This window comes from Deefgea sp. CFH1-16 (assembly GCF_016881365.1).
Lineage (GTDB): Bacteria > Pseudomonadota > Gammaproteobacteria > Burkholderiales > Chitinibacteraceae > Deefgea.
On the sequence record NZ_WLYT01000001.1, the window covers coordinates 1,104,645 to 1,121,632 of the forward strand.

General features: G+C 49.3%; 12 protein-coding genes, 2 tRNA genes, 3 rRNA genes and 2 pseudogenes. 4 read left to right on the forward strand and 15 right to left on the reverse strand.

The window, feature by feature from the left end; genetic code table 11:
* The first annotated feature begins 146 nt into the window (after nucleotides 1-146).
* Nucleotides 147-350: a S4 domain-containing protein gene (locus tag GKO28_RS22690; protein WP_203564298.1), complete on the forward strand. Its 204-nt coding sequence runs from the start codon at nucleotides 147-149 to the stop codon at nucleotides 348-350.
* Nucleotides 286-906: a pseudouridine synthase gene (locus GKO28_RS05990; protein ID WP_203563958.1), complete on the forward strand. Its 621-nt coding sequence runs from the start codon at nucleotides 286-288 to the stop codon at nucleotides 904-906. Before GKO28_RS22690 ends, GKO28_RS05990 begins: the two co-directional genes overlap by 65 nt.
* A 163-nt stretch (nucleotides 907-1,069) precedes the next feature.
* On the opposite strand, the gene GKO28_RS05995 is transcribed toward GKO28_RS05990, so the two are convergent.
* The 8 genes from GKO28_RS05995 to tmk form a co-directional block, all read right to left on the reverse strand.
* Nucleotides 1,070-1,303 (reverse strand): TIGR02450 family Trp-rich protein, encoded by a 234-nt coding sequence (locus tag GKO28_RS05995; protein WP_182075684.1) that lies wholly within the window; start codon nucleotides 1,301-1,303, stop codon nucleotides 1,070-1,072.
* A 64-nt stretch (nucleotides 1,304-1,367) separates the two neighbouring features.
* Nucleotides 1,368-1,739: a DUF2237 family protein gene (locus GKO28_RS06000; protein ID WP_182075685.1), complete on the reverse strand. Its 372-nt coding sequence runs from the start codon at nucleotides 1,737-1,739 to the stop codon at nucleotides 1,368-1,370.
* A gap of 19 nt (nucleotides 1,740-1,758) precedes the next feature.
* Nucleotides 1,759-2,535, reverse strand: coding sequence for an MBL fold metallo-hydrolase (locus GKO28_RS06005; protein WP_182075686.1), 777 nt, complete (start codon nucleotides 2,533-2,535; stop codon nucleotides 1,759-1,761).
* The gene (locus tag GKO28_RS06010; protein ID WP_182075687.1) at nucleotides 2,532-3,311 is read right to left on the reverse strand and encodes a TatD family hydrolase; all 780 of its coding nucleotides are present in this window, start codon (nucleotides 3,309-3,311) and stop codon (nucleotides 2,532-2,534) included. The genes GKO28_RS06005 and GKO28_RS06010 overlap by 4 nt, the downstream gene beginning before the upstream one ends.
* A gap of 64 nt (nucleotides 3,312-3,375) precedes the next feature.
* Entirely contained in the window at nucleotides 3,376-3,744 is a 369-nt protein-coding gene (locus tag GKO28_RS06015; protein WP_173532396.1) for a PilZ domain-containing protein, read from the reverse strand.
* Nucleotides 3,741-4,538 carry a DNA polymerase III subunit delta' C-terminal domain-containing protein gene (locus GKO28_RS06020; RefSeq protein ID WP_374220713.1) on the reverse strand — a complete coding sequence of 266 codons (798 nt, stop codon included), beginning with the start codon at nucleotides 4,536-4,538 and terminating at the stop codon, nucleotides 3,741-3,743. The genes GKO28_RS06015 and GKO28_RS06020 overlap by 4 nt, the downstream gene beginning before the upstream one ends.
* Nucleotides 4,539-4,554: 16 nt before the next feature.
* A complete protein-coding gene (locus tag GKO28_RS06025; RefSeq protein WP_247646707.1) occupies nucleotides 4,555-4,779 on the reverse strand; it encodes a hypothetical protein in 225 nt (74 codons plus the stop codon).
* Complete coding sequence (tmk, locus tag GKO28_RS06030; protein ID WP_182075689.1) at nucleotides 4,772-5,410, reverse strand: dTMP kinase; 639 nt, start codon at nucleotides 5,408-5,410, stop codon at nucleotides 4,772-4,774. The genes GKO28_RS06025 and tmk overlap by 8 nt, the downstream gene beginning before the upstream one ends.
* Nucleotides 5,411-5,599: 189 nt before the next feature.
* Between tmk and GKO28_RS06035 the strand changes: the two are divergent.
* Nucleotides 5,600-7,173: pseudogene (locus GKO28_RS06035) on the forward strand (IS3 family transposase).
* Between the two features lie 139 nt (nucleotides 7,174-7,312).
* Here the strand turns inward: GKO28_RS06035 and rrf are convergent.
* The 6 genes and pseudogenes from rrf to GKO28_RS22695 all read right to left on the reverse strand — a co-directional run bounded on the left by rrf (nucleotide 7,313) and on the right by GKO28_RS22695 (nucleotide 15,159).
* Nucleotides 7,313-7,426: ribosomal RNA gene (gene rrf, locus GKO28_RS06040) — 5S ribosomal RNA — on the reverse strand.
* Nucleotides 7,427-7,681: 255 nt separating this feature from the next.
* Nucleotides 7,682-10,574: ribosomal RNA gene (locus GKO28_RS06045) — 23S ribosomal RNA — on the reverse strand.
* Between the two features lie 360 nt (nucleotides 10,575-10,934).
* Nucleotides 10,935-11,010, reverse strand: a tRNA-Ala gene (locus GKO28_RS06050).
* Nucleotides 11,011-11,017: 7 nt separating this feature from the next.
* Nucleotides 11,018-11,094: transfer RNA gene (locus GKO28_RS06055), tRNA-Ile, on the reverse strand.
* A 128-nt stretch (nucleotides 11,095-11,222) separates the two neighbouring features.
* Nucleotides 11,223-12,756 (reverse strand): 16S ribosomal RNA (locus tag GKO28_RS06060).
* The 16S, 23S and 5S rRNA genes sit together here with 2 tRNA genes alongside, the layout of an rRNA operon.
* A 391-nt stretch (nucleotides 12,757-13,147) precedes the next feature.
* A pseudogene (locus GKO28_RS22695) lies at nucleotides 13,148-15,159 on the reverse strand (UvrD-helicase domain-containing protein).
* Between the two features lie 133 nt (nucleotides 15,160-15,292).
* Between GKO28_RS22695 and GKO28_RS06070 the strand changes: the two are divergent.
* Nucleotides 15,293-16,225, forward strand: a complete 933-nt coding sequence (locus GKO28_RS06070) for a flagellar brake protein (RefSeq protein WP_182075690.1) — start codon at nucleotides 15,293-15,295, stop codon at nucleotides 16,223-16,225.
* 65 nt (nucleotides 16,226-16,290) lie between these two features.
* Here the strand turns inward: GKO28_RS06070 and nth are convergent, their stop codons facing one another.
* On the reverse strand, nucleotides 16,291-16,941 hold the full coding sequence (gene nth, locus GKO28_RS06075; RefSeq protein ID WP_182075691.1) for an endonuclease III: 651 nt from the start codon (nucleotides 16,939-16,941) through the stop codon (nucleotides 16,291-16,293).
* Between the last annotated feature and the right edge of the window lie 47 nt (nucleotides 16,942-16,988).

Genomic DNA, 16,988 nt, shown 5'->3' on the forward strand with positions numbered 1-16,988 from the left:
CTGTCAGCGACTATTTGGCCCGCAATGACAGCCTATCCTTATCAGCATACGAAACCCCTTTCAAACTGAACTCAAGCTAAAATAGATGATTGTTTTATGAATCGATGCCATGACCCCCGCTAAACCAAAAACCAAAGCTAAGACGTATTTTATCTGCAGGCTTTAAAAATAAAGCGCCACAAGGCAATACCCAAGTAGCCAGTCTAGCAAGGGCTTTATCTAAGCTTGGTTTTTGTTCGCGTAGCGAAGCCGAAGCCTTGGTATTACAAGGCGCGGTGAGCGTGAATGGCAAGTGTGTGCGTGGAGATCAATCGCCGCGTCGATCTCGAGCGCGATCAACTCAGCGTTAACGGCCAAAGTGTTGCCGCTGAAAAGAAAGTCTATTTAATGCTTAATAAGCCGCGCGGCTTGATTACCAGCGCGCAAGATGAGAAAAACCGCGATACGGTGTTTAGCTGCTTCACTGGCGCGACGCTGCCGCACATCGGCCCGGTTGGGCGACTGGATAAAGCCAGCGAAGGTTTGCTGCTGTTCACCAACGATACCCAATGGGCGGCGCGCCTCACGGATCCGGCCAGCCATTTGGACAAAATCTACCACGTGCAAATCGATAGCCTTGCCACGCCGGCGCTGATCGCCGCCATGCAAGCGGGTGTAATCATGGATGACGGCACGCCACTCAAAGCCAAGCGCGTGACCTTGTTACGCAGCGGCGAAAAAAATGCATGGCTGGAAGTCGTACTCGACGAAGGCAAAAACCGCCATATCCGCCGCCTACTTGAAGCCAATCAAATCAACACACTACGCCTGATGCGTGTGGCGATCGGTGGCTTGCTGCTGGGTGAATTGGCAAAAGGCGAATGGCGGGAATTGAGTGCGGCCGAAGTGGCTGGCTTAAAAGCCTAATTATCCCGAAAGGCATGAAAATATCTACAAGGCGTAGGGTGGATTGAACGCAGTGATAGCCATCAAATTGCGCTTGATGGGTATCGTCCAAAATCCGGGCTCCACCCATCCTACGCGCTCAATCAGGCCGATTTCATTTTGCTTTTTCAGCCTAAACGCAGCGTTACAGCCAGCCGACTCGCCACTGCGTTTCATCCGACAGCACGCTCCAATGCAAAGTGAAATGCCGTTTACTCAACACAGCTTCTAGCGTGACCTGCACGACTTTTTGCGCGTCCAGCGGATCGAGTTCGACTTTGACGACGAGAAAGTGCTTCTCGCGTTGCTGCGGCACAACTGCAGTCCATTTGGTATTCAGCAGCTTTTTTGGATGCCAACTGCGCGTTGGGTGCGTCATCGACCTGCTCCTTTATGTCTTAAAGCGCCATATCCGCATTCAAATTATGTTTAAGCACTAATCCTTAAAACACGGGCCGATCAATCCCATACTCCACCAGCGTTTCCAGCGAGATTAAATCGAGAATATTTTCATGCGTGGCGGCAAGGACGATTTGTGGTGCCGCACCGGCTTTGAGTGCTTCGAGCCAGCGCGTCGCGCAAAGACACCATTGATCACCGGGCTTGAGCCCAGCAAAGCCGTATTCTGGCCGTGGCGTGGATAAATCGTTGCCGCGCAGTTGGGAAAACCTTAAAAACGGGGTACTGATCACCACGCAAACAATATGCTCGCCAACGTCACTTTGATCAGTTCGGCAACAACCATCACGGAAAAATCCAGTTAAAGGGGCCATGCTGCAAGGTTTGAGGGCTTGGCCTAATACATTGATATCCATGGGTATTGCTCGCTAAGGTTTAAATGGTGATGCGTTGACCGTCATACCCTACTTCAATACCAGCGGGTAAAGTTGCAGTTAAAGCGTGATACTCTAATTCATGCGTCATATGAATCAACACCGTGCGTTTGGCGGCAATATGAGCGGCAATTTGCAACGCTTGTTCTACCGATAAATGCGTTGGATGCGCTTTATGACGCAAACAATCCAAAAACAATAAGTCTAAATTGTGCAGCAATGCTTCACTCTCAGGCGGAATTTCTGAAACATCAGTGAGGTAAGCAACATTGCCAATGCGCCAGCCTAAAATCGGCCATTTGCCGTGAATCAGCGGTATTGGCTGGACCGTCACCGCGCCAACTTGAAATGGCTCAGTATCGACTTCATGAATGGTGAGTACCGGTTTATCCCAAAATTCATTGGGTTTAAACAGCGTATACGGAAAGCGCTCTCGGATATGGCCGAGCATTAAACGATTGCCATACACCGGCAAGGCGGCTTTTTGTAACCAGCAAAAAGCGCGTAAATCGTCGATACCATTCAGATGATCAGCGTGCGGATGGGTATACAGCACCGCATCCACGTGCAAAATCTGTTCGCGCAGTGCTTGGCTGCGCAGGTCTGGCCCGGTGTCGATCAAAAAAGTTTGCCCACCCGCACGAATCACCGCTGAGGCGCGGCTGCGGGTGTTTTTCGGGTCGGTAGATACACACGTTGGGCAGCGGCAACCCAAAGCGGGTGAGCCGCCACTGGAGCCTACGCCCAATAAAATGGTTTCTACGGTAAGGCTGGTCATTGTGGTTGGCGCGCACGAGCAAACAGTTTAAAGAAATTTTGCGTGGTCGCCTCGGCCACGTCGCTTAGTGGAATGCCTTTTAATTCAGCAATATGTTCCGCAACATGGCGCACCCAAGCCGGTTGATTTTGTTTGCCGCGATGCGGCATTGGCGCAAGGTAAGGCGAATCGGTTTCGATCAGCAGGCGATCAAGCGGCATTAGCCGTGCCAATTGTTTTAAATCTTCGGCTTTTTTAAACGTCACAATGCCGGAGAGTGAAATATAAAAACCTAAATCCATTGCTTGTTGCGCCACTTCCCAGCTTTCGGTAAAGCAGTGCATTACACCGCCAACGTCTTGCGCGTTTTCTTCACGCAAAATCCGAATAGTGTCCTCAGACGAGGCACGAGTATGAATAATCAGCGGCAAGCCCGTTTCACGCGCCGCGCGAATATGCGTGCGAAACCGCTCACGCTGCCACTCTAAATCCCCCGTTAGCCGGAAATAATCCAAGCCGGTTTCGCCAATGGCGACCACTTTGGGCGATTGCGCCAGCTCGACCAATTGCCCGACCGTTGGCTCGGGCGTGTCTTCGTAATCAGGGTGCACGCCCACTGAGGCAAAAATATTGTCATGCTGCTGCGCCAGTGCCAGTACCGATGGCAGCTCAGGTAAATTAACTGCGACACAGAGCGCATGGCTCACATCGTAATCTTGCATATTGGCTAATAATTGCGGCATATTGGCCGCTAGATCAGCAAAATTAATATGGCAGTGCGAATCAACAAACTTCATCATTTTTCTTCATTCAATAAAAAAGCCGCACCAGAAGGCACGGCTTGAATCATAACCGAAACAGTTACATCGTGTGCGTTGTCCGCCCTGATTGCAGATAACCGCCGAGTAAATTTTCAATTTTTACACGCGCCAAATTGCCCGCTTCATTACTGGAAAATTGAACGCCAATTCCTTGCTGATGATTATTATGCGCGCCAGGTGGTGTCACCCAAACCACATTGCCCGAAACGGCAATCCGCGCCGGATCATCCAACAGCGCCAACAACATAAAAACCTCATCGCCTAAGTTGTACAGCTTATTGGTGGGGATAAAGATCCCACCGCCTTTAATAAACGGCATATATGACGCATATAAAGCAGCTTTTTCTTTAATATTTAACGACAGCACGCCAGGACGAGAGGCGGCTGCGCGTACTGGATCTTCGCTCATATTTTTCCTTGGCGAGACGGCCCACGTAAGGCATCCACATAGGCAAACAGCAGGTTTTCAAAAACCAGTCGCTGATTGAGCGGATGACGAGATAATTTTTGCGCATCAGTGAGTTGATTCACGTATTGCATCAACTGTGGCGCTCGTGGGGCAAGACGCGTTAATGCATCTTGCCAGTCTGGATAATAACGAATTTTCCCCGCCAAGCCCAAACTAATCAGATCGTAAATCCACTTCTGTAGCCATGTAATCACTAAATCGGTATCTAGTTTGGCTTTATCTAACTCGGTACAGAGTTTTAATACATCTAAAGTCGCCGGTTCTGCAATCTGCGTTAGAAAGTTCTGCCGCACGGCGAGCCATTCTGCTGCGGCATCATCCATTGCCGCCAATGGCGCACCGCCGGTATGCGCCAAGTGCAATGCCGGATTCACCACGCCGTGGGCATTCAACCATTGCATCGCCACCGATGAATCAGGTAGCGCCAAAGGAAATACACGGCAACGGCTACGTATCGTTGGCAATAAGCGGCGCCAGTGATCGGCTACCAAAATAAAGATTGCGCCAGCAGGTGGCTCTTCGAGTGTTTTTAAAAATGCATTGGCGGCAGCCACATTCATCGTGTCGGCCGGCACGACTAATGTCACCCGCACACTGCGTCGATGTGCCGAGAGATTGACGAAGTCAGCCAAAGCCCGCACATCTTCCACTCGAATAACTTCTGATTTTTTCTTGGCTTTTTTGCTTTCAGTTTCATCTGGGCGCTCTTCTTCAGCGTCCTCCGGCTGCAACACGCGATAGTCCGGATGATTACCAGCTAAAAACCAACGGCAGCCATCGCAAACACCGCAAGGTTGCGTTGATTTTTTGTGTGTCTTCGCAAAGAAGAAATTGCGCGAGATAAACTGCAAAAGCACGCTTACCAATACCGGGTTCACCCGTCAGCAATAAAGCATGTGGCCAGCGATCACGCTCGCGTAGCAACTCTTGCCATGCAGTCTGTAACCATGGGTATAAAGTCGGTGTTTTATTCATAATCAGCAAAAATTTCCGCCAATTCGGCCTGAATTACTTCTAATGGTCGATTGGCATCAATGACACGAATCCGCTGAGGATTTTGCTGGGCTCGCTCAAGATAGGCAGCACGAACACGCGCATGAAAATCGTGTTGCTCACGCTCAAATCGATCTAACACTCGACCATTGGCCATTCGCGCTTGACTCACTTCAAGAGGCACATCAAAAATCAACGTCAAATCAGGTTCGATTAATCCTGTTTCACGTGCTTGCACCCACGCTTCCAGCTGCGCAAACTTGCCCTGATCAAGGCCACGCCCACCACATTGATAAGCAAATGTCGCATCCGTAAAACGATCACATAAAACCCATTCACCGCGCGCTAATGCCGGTTCAATCACCTCAGTTAAATGCTGAGCCCGCGAGGCAAACATCAACAAAGCTTCGGTTTCTAAAGACATCGACTCATTCAGTAGCAGCGCTCTTAGCTTTTCCCCTAAACTTGTCCCACCGGGCTCTCTTGATTGCTGTAATGCGATGCCTTTCTTAAGCAACCACGCAGCTAGCCACGCTAAATGCGTGCTTTTCCCTGCACCATCAATGCCCTCTACCGAAATAAACCGACCTCGTGCAACGCTTGCGCTCGTCATGAATCAACCAAATACAAAAAGAATCCCTGAATTGTCGCACAAACCATACAAGACAATAAACAAATTCCAGCACTAATAGGTATATCCATCCGACTGTTAACTGGAAAGGATTTTGATCAAATACCCCCCTATGTCAGACTAGTTGTCGCCTCTGAATTTTCATTGGCTTGAAAAAACAGAGGCTTCAACATGCAAAAAATCACGTATTCTGACGACTTTAAACAGCAGGCTTTGAGCAAAGTTTATCAACGCCAAGGTCGCACGATTGAATCGGTAGCTCAGGAACTTAATCTTTCTAAATTTACCCTGAAGGGCTGGATGGCTGCCGCTAAGAAAACACAAATTCCAACGCCGATTGAGCGCGCGAAACGACCTGAAGATTGGTCGATTGAGGAACGCCTTTTGGCTCTGCAACAGAGTCATGGCTTACCTGAAATTGAGCTCAATGCGTGGTGCCGTCAGCAGGGTTTGTTTCCCCATCATTTAAGTCAGTGGCGAGCGGAATTTTGTACTCCGCCAGCCATTCAAAACAGTAAAGTCGATGTTCAGTCGATGCGTGAGCTGAAGAAAGCCAATCAACAGTTGCAGCGTGAATTGAACCGCAAAGACAAGGCATTGGCGGAGGCTGCGGCGCTGCTGATTTTGCAAAAAAAGTTCAATGCCTACCTGGAGGGCGCGGACGAATGACGGCGCTGGCCGAGCGCCAGCTTTGCCTTGATTTGCTGCAAGAGGCCATTTTGGCAGGGGCTCGACAGACGTTGGCTTGCGCTATTCTCGGCTTCAATATCCGCACGATTCAGCGCTGGACTGACGGTGATACGGTGATGATTGATCAGCGTCCATTGCAGAAGACAGTGCCCGTCCACAAGTTGACTTTAGCCGAGCGAGCGACTGTTTTGGCGGTGGCTAATTCCGCCGAATTTGCGCATTTACCACCGAGCCAGATAGTCCCTCGATTAGCCGATCAGCAACGTTATATTGCTTCAGAATCAACGTTCTATCGGGTGCTGCGCGCAGCGGATCAACTCCAACATCGTCGCGCCGAGCGTCCGGCGCAAGTGCGCAGTAAACCGAAGGCCTTGTGCGCCATCGCACCGAATCAATTGTATAGCTGGGACATCACTTACTTGGCGAGCACGATTCAGGGAAAGTATTTTTACCTGTATATATTTCTCGATATATTCAGCCGAAAAATCATCGGCTGGCAGGTATACGCAGAAGAAAGCAGTCAAAACGCCAGCGACATGATGCAAGACATTTGCCGACGTGAACGCATCGCGCGCGACCAGGTGATATTGCACTCGGATAATGGCAGTTCAATGAAGGGTTCGACGATGCTGGCGACGCTGCAAAATTTATGGGTTGCGGCATCATTTAGTCGACCGGCAGTGAGCAATGACAACCCGTACTCCGAGTCGTTATTTAAAACGCTGAAATACCGCCCGATGCAGTTGCCCAAGCCATTTGAAGATTTACTGGCGGCACGGCAATGGGCGACGCAAGTGGTGCATTGGTACAACGAAGAGCATCGTCATAGCAGCATAAAATACGTCACGCCGACCGAGCGCCATGCTGGCGAAGATCAGGCGTTGTTGGCGCAACGAATTGCCGTTTATGAAGCGGCGCGAGCTAAGAATCCACGGCGGTGGTCAAGCAAAACGCGCAACTGGGAAAGGACGAAAATTGTGCATTTGAATCCAGAAAAGCTATCCGATACAGAGGTCTTACTTGTAAGGGAAAAAATGGCGCAAAAGATGGCATAGGATTTAACGATTGAGGCGACAACTAGTTTGACAATTACCGATACCACGCATAGGTATCTTATCTTCAATTCACCACAAACCCAGAAACAACGCGCAGCAAAAAGCCCGACTCTTTCGAATCGGGCTTCTCTATAGGGAAGTCTGGCAATGACCTACTTTCACACGGGCAATCCGCACTATCATCGGCGCTGAGGTGTTTCACTGTCCTGTTCGGGATGGGAAGGAGTGGGACCACCTCGCTATGGTCGCCAGACATTAAACTGTCTGGTGCAACTCTTTCGAGTCACACGAGAGTTATCGCATTCAGCTTCTGCTCTTGACTTGGAATCTTATTTCCTCATCTCACAACCGCCTACAACGCTAACTCGTAAAATCAATAGAAGAAGTAATTATACTACACTTTCCAACCACACTGTTTCAGTATTTGTCTTCGTATTCATGCACTTACGTACATTCCTACGTATTTGGGTCGATTATATCCTTCGTCGCACTACGCGCTTCAGGTTATAGGATCAAGCCTCACGAGCAATTAGTATTGGTTAGCTTAACGCATTACTGCGCTTCCACACCCAACCTATCAACGTCCTGGTCTCGAACGACTCTTTAGAGGATTTAAAACCCTAGGGAAATCTCATCTTGAGGCAAGTTTCGCGCTTAGATGCTTTCAGCGCTTATCTCTTCCCGACTTAGCTACCCGGCAATGCCACTGGCGTGACAACCGGTACACCAGAGGTCAGTCCACTCCGGTCCTCTCGTACTAGGAGCAGCCCCTCTCAAATTTCCAACGCCCACTGCAGATAGGGACCAAACTGTCTCACGACGTTTTGAACCCAGCTCACGTACCACTTTAAATGGCGAACAGCCATACCCTTGGGACCGGCTACAGCCCCAGGATGTGATGAGCCGACATCGAGGTGCCAAACTCCGCCGTCGATGTGAACTCTTGGGCGGAATCAGCCTGTTATCCCCGGAGTACCTTTTATCCGTTGAGCGATGGCCCTTCCATACAGAACCACCGGATCACTATGTCCTGCTTTCGCACCTGCTCGACTTGTCGGTCTCGCAGTTAAGCCGCCTTTTGCCATTACACTATCAGTACGATGTCCGACCGTACCTAGGCGACCTTCGAGCTCCTCCGTTACAATTTGGGAGGAGACCGCCCCAGTCAAACTGCCTACCATGCACGGTCCCCGATCCGGATAACGGACCAAGGTTAGAACCTCAAAGGGGTCAGGGTGGTATTTCAAGGACGGCTCCACTGAAACTAGCGTCTCAGCTTCAAAGCCTCCCACCTATCCTACACAAACCACTTCAAAGTCCAATGCAAAGCTACAGTAAAGGTTCACGGGGTCTTTCCGTCTAGCAGCGGGGAGATTGCATCTTCACAAACACTTCAACTTCGCTGAGTCTCGGGAGGAGACAGTAGGGCCATCGTTACGCCATTCGTGCGGGTCGGAACTTACCCGACAAGGAATTTCGCTACCTTAGGACCGTTATAGTTACGGCCGCCGTTTACTGGGGCTTCGATCAAGAGCTTGCACCCCATCAATTAACCTTCCAGCACCGGGCAGGCGTCACACCCTATACATCCACTTTCGTGTTGGCAGAGTGCTGTGTTTTTTGATAAACAGTCGCAGCCCCCATTTCTCTGCGGCCTTATATAGCTCCAAACGCAAGGTTCTTCACCTATAAGGCACACCTTCTCCCGAAGTTACGGTGTTAATTTGCCGAGTTCCTTCTCCCGAGTTCTCTCAAGCACCTTAGAATACTCTTCCTACCCACCTGTGTCGGTTTGCGGTACGGTTCAATATAAGCTGAAGCTTAGTGGCTTTTCTTGGAAGCAGGGTATCAGTTACTTCATCACCTAAGTGAATCGTCATCATGCCTCAGCGTTAACAGCGTCCCGGATTTGCCTAAGACACCCGCCTACACACTTAAACCAACTATTCCAACAGTTGGCTAACCTAACCTTCTCCGTCCCCACATCGCACTTATATCAAGTACAGGAATATTAACCTGTTTCCCATCGACTACGCATTTCTGCCTCGCCTTAGGGGCCGACTCACCCTGCGCCGATGAACGTTGCGCAGGAAACCTTGGGTTTTCGGTGAGGGAGCTTTTCACTCCCTTTATCGCTACTCATGTCAGCATTCGCACTTCTGATACCTCCAGCATCCTTCTCAAGACACCTTCACAGGCTTACAGAACGCTCCTCTACCATATGCCATAAATGGTCATATCCGCGTCTTCGGTTATCAATTTGAGCCCCGTTACATCTTCCGCGCAGGACGACTCGACCAGTGAGCTATTACGCTTTCTTTAAATGATGGCTGCTTCTAAGCCAACATCCTGGCTGTCTGTGCCTTCCCACCTCGTTTTCCACTTAATTGATCATTTGGGACCTTAGACGGCGGTCTGGGTTGTTTCCCTCTTGACCCAGGACGTTAGCACCCCAGGTCTGTCTCCCATGCTCGCACTTGACGGTATTCAGAGTTTGCCATGGTTTGGTAAGTCGCGATGACCCCTAGCCATAACAGTGCTTTACCCCCGTCAGTGATACATGAGGCACTACCTAAATAGTTTTCGAGGAGAACCAGCTATTTCCAAGTTTGTTTAGCCTTTCACCCCTATCCACAGCTCATCCCCTAACTTTGCAACGTTAGTGGGTTCGGACCTCCAGTGCGTGTTACCGCACCTTCATCCTGGCCATGGATAGATCACTTGGTTTCGGGTCTACGCCCAGCAACTATGCGCCCTATTCGGACTCGGTTTCCCTACGCCTCCCCTATTCGGTTAAGCTCGCTACTGAACGTAAGTCGCTGACCCATTATACAAAAGGTACGCAGTCACCCCATTTTTCAAGGGCTCCCACTGTTTGTATGCATCCGGTTTCAGGTTCTATTTCACTCCCCTCCCGGGGTTCTTTTCGCCTTTCCCTCACGGTACTGGTTCACTATCGGTCGATGATGAGTATTTAGCCTTGGAGGATGGTCCCCCCATCTTCAAACAGGATTTCTCGTGTCCCGCCCTACTTCTCGTACGCTTAGTACCACAATTGACTTTTCATATACGGGACTATCACCCACTATGGTTGGACTTTCCATTCCATTCTATTAAGTCTACTGCTATCACGTACAGGCTCTTCCCATTTCGCTCGCCACTACTTTGGGAATCTCGGTTGATTTCTTTTCCTCCGGTTACTTAGATGTTTCAGTTCACCGGGTTCGCTTCGCTAGACCTATGTATTCAGTCTAGGATGACCCAAAAGGGCCGGGTTTCCCCATTCGGAAATCGTGGGATCAAAGCACTTTGCCAGCTCCCCCACGCTTATCGCAGGCTATCACGTCCTTCGTCGCCTATCATCGCCAAGGCATCCACCAGATGCACTTATTCGCTTGATCCTATAACCTCAAACACGTAAAACGTATCTCAGATTAATGAAATCGTATTTGCGACTTGCAAGTGAGTTCTCATTTCACTTGCGGTTCAGTTCCACTGGCATGAGACCAGCACAACTGAACAGATACAATCAACCCAATATTTTTACTTTGAAACTAAACTCAACAACAACTGCAAGCAGTTATTCTCAAATCAAATTCCATTACAATGTTTATTGGAATTAATTACTTCTTCTATTTTGTTAAAGAGCGATATTTAATTAATCATTAAATGAATAATCATTCTAATTTTAGAAACCAGAATAAAATACACTGCACACAACAACGTGCAATACATAGAATTCTATTTTCTACAGCAGACAATGGTGGAGGTTAACGGACTCGAACCGTTCACCCCCTGCTTGCAAAGCAGGTGCTCTACCAGATGAGCTAAACCCCCGTGATACTGGTGGGTCAGATAGGAATCGAACCTATGACCCCCGCGTTATCAACACGGTGCTCTAACCAACTGAGCTACTGACCCATATCGTCGTCAAACCAACTCAATGTCAAAGTATCTAATTGCTTAGTACTTCTTCATGTCGTCAAGCCGACATTCTTCAAATCTACAGCCGATGAGTGTGAGTACTTAATCTACCAATCTTTCTCTTGAAAGGAGGTGATCCAGCCGCAGGTTCCCCTACGGCTACCTTGTTACGACTTCACCCCAGTCATGAATCCTACCGTGGTAACCGGACTCCCGAAGGTTATCCTAGCTACTTCTGGTAAAACCCACTCCCATGGTGTGACGGGCGGTGTGTACAAGGCCCGGGAACGTATTCACCGCGACATGCTGATCCGCGATTACTAGCGATTCCGACTTCATGCACTCGAGTTGCAGAGTGCAATCCGGACTACGATCGGTTTTGTGAGATTAGCTCCCCCTCGCGGGTTGGCGACCCTCTGTACCGACCATTGTATGACGTGTGAAGCCCTGGTCATAAGGGCCATGAGGACTTGACGTCATCCCCACCTTCCTCCGGTTTGTCACCGGCAGTCCCATTAAAGTGCTCAACTGAATGTTAGCAACTAATGGCAAGGGTTGCGCTCGTTGCGGGACTTAACCCAACATCTCACGACACGAGCTGACGACAGCCATGCAGCACCTGTGTTACGGTTCCCGAAGGCACTCCTCTATCTCTAAAGGATTCCGTACATGTCAAGACCAGGTAAGGTTTTTCGCGTTGCATCGAATTAATCCACATCATCCACCGCTTGTGCGGGCCCCCGTCAATTCCTTTGAGTTTTAGTCTTGCGACCGTACTCCCCAGGCGGTCTACTTCACGCGTTAGCTGCGTTACTAAGCTCCGAAAAGCCCAACAACTAGTAGACATCGTTTAGGGCGTGGACTACCAGGGTATCTAATCCTGTTTGCTCCCCACGCTTTCGTCCATGAGTGTCAGTATTAGGCCAGGGGGTTGCCTTCGCCATCGGTGTTCCTCCACATCTCTACGCATTTCACTGCTACACGTGGAATTCCACCCCCCTCTCCCATACTCTAGCGAGACAGTCATAAACGCAATTCCTAGGTTGAGCCCAGGGATTTCACGTCTATCTTATCAAGCCACCTGCGGACGCTTTACGCCCAGTAATTCCGATTAACGCTTGGACCCTACGTATTACCGCGGCTGCTGGCACGTAGTTAGCCGGTCCTTATTCTTCGGGTACTGTCATCCCCAGTAGTTATTAACCACTAGGATTTCCTCCCCGACAAAAGCGCTTTACAACCCGAAGGCCTTCTTCACGCACGCGGCATTGCTGGATCAGGCTTTCGCCCATTGTCCAAGATTCCCCACTGCTGCCTCCCGTAGGAGTCTGGACCGTGTCTCAGTTCCAGTGTGGCGGATCGTCCTCTAAGACCCGCTACTGATCGTTGCCTTGGTAGGCCTTTACCCTACCAACTAGCTAATCAGCCATCGGCTGCTCCAATAACGTGAGGCCTTGCGGTCCCCCACTTTCCCCCTCAGGGCGTATGCGGTATTAGCACTCCTTTCGAAGCGTTATCCCCCATTACTGGGTACATTCCGATGTATTACTCACCCGTTCGCCACTCGTCAGCGGTGCAAGCACCCTGTTACCGTTCGACTTGCATGTGTAAAGCATGCCGCCAGCGTTCAATCTGAGCCAGGATCAAACTCTTTCGTTTAATCTAGCTGAATTTACATACTTGGCTTAGTACTCATTACTCAAAGAAACACTTGGTTAAAAACCAAGATTTCTTTTAAATCTTGAGTGTAAGCACTTGTTTGACTGGCAAACCAAGCACTCACACTCATCGGCTGTATTTTGTTAAAGATCAGTGGCTTAGACACCGAAACCAGCTGGAAAACCGCTTGTTTCGTTTGCTGTGTCAGCAGCAGAGAGGCCGAACTATACCCACCCACCTAAAGTCCGTCAACACCTAGTTGCAAAGAAAACCACACAAAGGTGCTAAGTTGTTGAATTACATACGATCTAATTTCAACATTAATTCTGCTGCCGCGTAAAAAACAGAACGATGCCAAGCCTCGATTACGGATATATATAGCGCCAAATGCTTATTTCGCCGTTTTTGCCCCTAAATTCGCTAACATTTTCGCCGCTAGACTGGAATGTTCTTTCTTAATATCGGGTGATGGCTCGTATTTGGCGGCTAAACGCCCGCTAAACATCACATCCGCTGCTGGCAATTCATCTAAGAACCGACTTGGTCGCGTAATCTGCCATTCACCGGCGCGTTTGCGTTTGCCGCAATAGGTAATTGTTAAACTGCGCTGTGCTCGGGTAATGCCGACATACATTAAGCGACGCTCTTCTTCGACCATGCCCGATTCAATTGAATTTTGATGCGGCAAGATATCTTCTTCGCAGCCGATTAAAAACACATGTGGGTATTCCAAACCTTTACTGGCATGTAGCGTTGAAAGCCGCACCGCATCGATTTCGTCTTCGGAGCGCCCTTCGAGCATGATGCGTAAATCAAAATTTTGCGTGATTTCGTCCAAATTACTACCGGCACTATCGACTTTCTTTTTAATCATCTCGCCCAAGCTCAGGATATTCTTCCATTTACTTTCGGCGGGCTTGGGCTCTTCAGATTCATACAACCAAGTTTCAAAATCAATCGCCCCCACAATTTCACGAAAGAGCTGATCGGCCGGTTCTGATTTAACTTTGTCTTGCATCCGCTGAATAAATCGGCAGAAGGTATAAAGCATTTCGCGCTGCGCGGGTTGAATCTGATGCGCAAAACCTTCTTCAAATACGGCAGAAAACAAAGAAACTTGCCGCTCTTTGGCATAACTGCCCAATTTTTCCAACGTGACATTGCCAATACCCCGTTTGGGCGTCGTGACCGCACGGATAAATGCCGGTTCATCATCATCGTTGGCAATCAAATGCAAATACGCCAGCACGTCTTTGATTTCAGCGTTATCAAAAAAACTTTGCCCGCCGGACATCACATATGGAATATTTTCAGCACGCATTTGCGCTTCAATAATCCGCGACTGAAAATTACCGCGATATAGCACCGCATAATCGGCAAAACTCGTGCGCCGTTGAGCGCCATGTGCATTTTCAAGCGTTCGGCGACTAAGCGGGCCTCATCGTCTTCACCCTTGGTTTCGACCACTTGCACCAAATCGCCGACCCCAAGATCAGACCATAATTGTTTCTCGAATAATTTCGGATTGTTTGAGATCACCGCATTGGCGCAGCGTAAAATCCGCGCCACCGAGCGATAGTTTTGTTCCAGCTTAATCACATGCAGCTTAGGAAAATCAATTCGCAGCAAATTCAGATTTTCAACATTTGCCCCGCGCCAAGCATAAATACTCTGATCGTCATCCCCTACCGCAGTAAATTGCCCGGTTAACTCAGTCAGCTGTTTGACCAGTTGGTACTGCGTGGTATTGGTGTCTTGATATTCGTCGATCAATAAATAGCGCAATCGATGCTGCCATTTTTGCAAGACCTCGGGATGGGCCTCAAACAAATCCACCGGCAGACGAATCAAATCGTCAAAATCAATCGCTTGATAAGCAAATAAGGTGTCTTGATAGGCGCGATACAACTTGGCTAACTGCACTTCACCCTCTGAGGTGGCGATGGCTAACGCTTGCGTGGGAGAAATTCGATCACTTTTTAATGTGGAGATTTGACTGACTGTAGCGCGAATCAATGATTTATCAGTGGTAATCAATTGATCGGCGATAATTTTGGCTGAATCGGCCGAATCCAAAATCGAAAACTTCGGTTTGTAGCCTAAGTGCGCCGCCTCTTCGCGCAAAATTCTCATGCCCAAACTATGAAACGTCGAAACGGTTAAACCTTTTAAACGACTCGCTGGCAATAAGCTCGCCACCCGCTCCTGCATTTCTCGCGCGGCTTTATTGGTAAAGGTAATCGCGGCGATATTGCGCGCATCCATTTGCGCTTCTTCGATTAAGTAAGCGATTTTTTGCGTGATCACTCGCGTTTTGCCTGAACCCGCGCCAGCCAGCACCAAACAAGGGCCGGACAGATATTGCACGGCAGCGCGCTGAGGAGAATTAAGCAAATGCAGCATGGAAAACTCGGTTTAAACAGAAATAAGATGGTATCACGTCGCTACAATGCAACGCCGCCAGCCGGATGCTTGGCGTAAAGGCAAACTTAGATTACAAGAATATCTTATATATGGCTTATCTTTGGTGAACTGCATGCCCCAATCTGACCTCGTCCCCCTTCGCCCACAAGAACTCGTTGTTGGCGAACCGACACCTTACGCCATCTTTGATGCCGAGAATCAATTACTGCTGAGCGCCGGGCAAATCATCCACACCGAAAAACAGCTGGAAACGCTCAATAAACTGGGCATGTTTCGTAATCCAGCGTGGCGTGGCGTTCGAGTCGCCGGTGCCGAGGGCGGAGCAAGAGTTCGCACCAATACCCCGCCCGCCGAGCGAGTCATCGCCAAACCCGCACCAAGCAAACGCCATTTAGCGCAATTTAAATTGCCTCCCGGCAGTGCTCTGCATATTCAGCTGAGCGTTGATCCGCTCAATCATAGTGAATCGGTCAAACTGATCGGCTGGGTCGATAAAATGAGTGTTTTAATTAGCGCACTCAATGCCCATGGGGCCGTCTTACCGTATCGAGAGGGGCAATCGATTAAAGCCAAAACCATTGCCGGTAAGGATGTGATTTCATTTGATGCGGTGATTGAAAAAGTCTGCTTTTCGCCGTTCCCCTACCTGCACCTAAGCTGGCCCGAAAGCTTGCAAATTCGGCAGCTCAGAAACAGCCTGCGGGTGAACACTCACTTGATTGCTAGCATTAGCGGCGATGGCATCCATAGCACACCCGCAAAAATCACCAATTTATCAGCTAGCGGAGCCATGCTCGAAGGCAGCAATCTGCAGTTAGCTACGGATCAAGAAATCAGCATGGCGCTGCGACTACATGCGGCAGGGATTGACCATACGATGAGCATTCGTGCCATCGTTAAAAATCAAAAAAACAGAAGCGCCGAACAACTCAATTCAATATGGATTGGAGTTTATCCCGCTGGCTACGGCAGAACGCTTGGTACTCGAGCATTACATTTTCAGTACGATTTTGGAATAAACCCAGCACGATCTCAAACCAACTAACACCCCAAGCACTAACGGTATATCGATGCAGTTTATTTTTTACAGTGCACACATCGATATACCCATCAAAAGCCTTTCGGTGGCGTCATAATTTTACTGCGGTAATCGCAGATATCGTTTTCAATACAGCGCCAGCATTCTGGTTTGCGCGCTTTGCAAATATAACGACCATGCAAAATCAACCAGTGATGCGCATTGAGTAAAAATTCTGGCGGCGTCACCTTGAGTAATTTATCTTCCACCGCCCGCACGTCTTTGCCCTTGGCCAAACCGGTGCGATTGCCAATGCGGAAGATATGCGTATCCACCGCAATCGTCGGAATACCAAACGCAGTGTTCATCACCACGTTGGCCGTTTTGCGCCCAACGCCGGGCAGCGCCTCTAAGCTTTCCCGATCTCGCGGCACTTCGCCGCCGTGTAAGTCGATCAGCATTTGGCAGGTTTGTAATAAATGCTTGGCCTTGCTGTGAAAGAGTCCAATGGTATTGATGTAGGACTTAAGCCCATCAAGCCCTAGCGCCAAAATCCCCTCGGGGGTATTGGCCACCGCAAATAACAGCTTAGTCGCTTTATTCACGCCCACATCGGTCGCCTGCGCTGATAGCAACACCGCCGTCAGCAACTCAAACGGCGTGGTGTAATTCAGTTCTGTGGTTGGATTGGGGTCTAACTCAGCCAAACGCGCATAAAAGGTATAGCGAGTTTGCTTATTCATGCCGCAATACTCTGCAATGCCAATTTAGCCGCCAACTTGGCCTTGGC

Excerpts from the sequence above, each read along its gene's own strand:
- GKO28_RS05990 (WP_203563958.1), top strand. The coding sequence starts at position 286 with ATGGCAAGTGTGTGCGTGGAGATCAATCGCCGCGTCGATCTCGAGCGC.
- GKO28_RS05995 (WP_182075684.1), bottom strand. The coding sequence starts at position 1,303 with ATGACGCACCCAACGCGCAGTTGGCATCCAAAAAAGCTGCTGAATACC.
- GKO28_RS06000 (WP_182075685.1), bottom strand. The coding sequence starts at position 1,739 with ATGGATATCAATGTATTAGGCCAAGCCCTCAAACCTTGCAGCATGGCC.
- GKO28_RS06005 (WP_182075686.1), bottom strand. The coding sequence starts at position 2,535 with ATGACCAGCCTTACCGTAGAAACCATTTTATTGGGCGTAGGCTCCAGT.
- GKO28_RS06010 (WP_182075687.1), bottom strand. The coding sequence starts at position 3,311 with ATGAAGTTTGTTGATTCGCACTGCCATATTAATTTTGCTGATCTAGCG.
- GKO28_RS06015 (WP_173532396.1), bottom strand. The coding sequence starts at position 3,744 with ATGAGCGAAGATCCAGTACGCGCAGCCGCCTCTCGTCCTGGCGTGCTG.
- GKO28_RS06025 (WP_247646707.1), bottom strand. The coding sequence starts at position 4,779 with ATGAATAAAACACCGACTTTATACCCATGGTTACAGACTGCATGGCAA.
- tmk (WP_182075689.1), bottom strand. The coding sequence starts at position 5,410 with ATGACGAGCGCAAGCGTTGCACGAGGTCGGTTTATTTCGGTAGAGGGC.
- GKO28_RS06070 (WP_182075690.1), top strand. The coding sequence starts at position 15,293 with ATGCCCCAATCTGACCTCGTCCCCCTTCGCCCACAAGAACTCGTTGTT.
- nth (WP_182075691.1), bottom strand. The coding sequence starts at position 16,941 with ATGAATAAGCAAACTCGCTATACCTTTTATGCGCGTTTGGCTGAGTTA.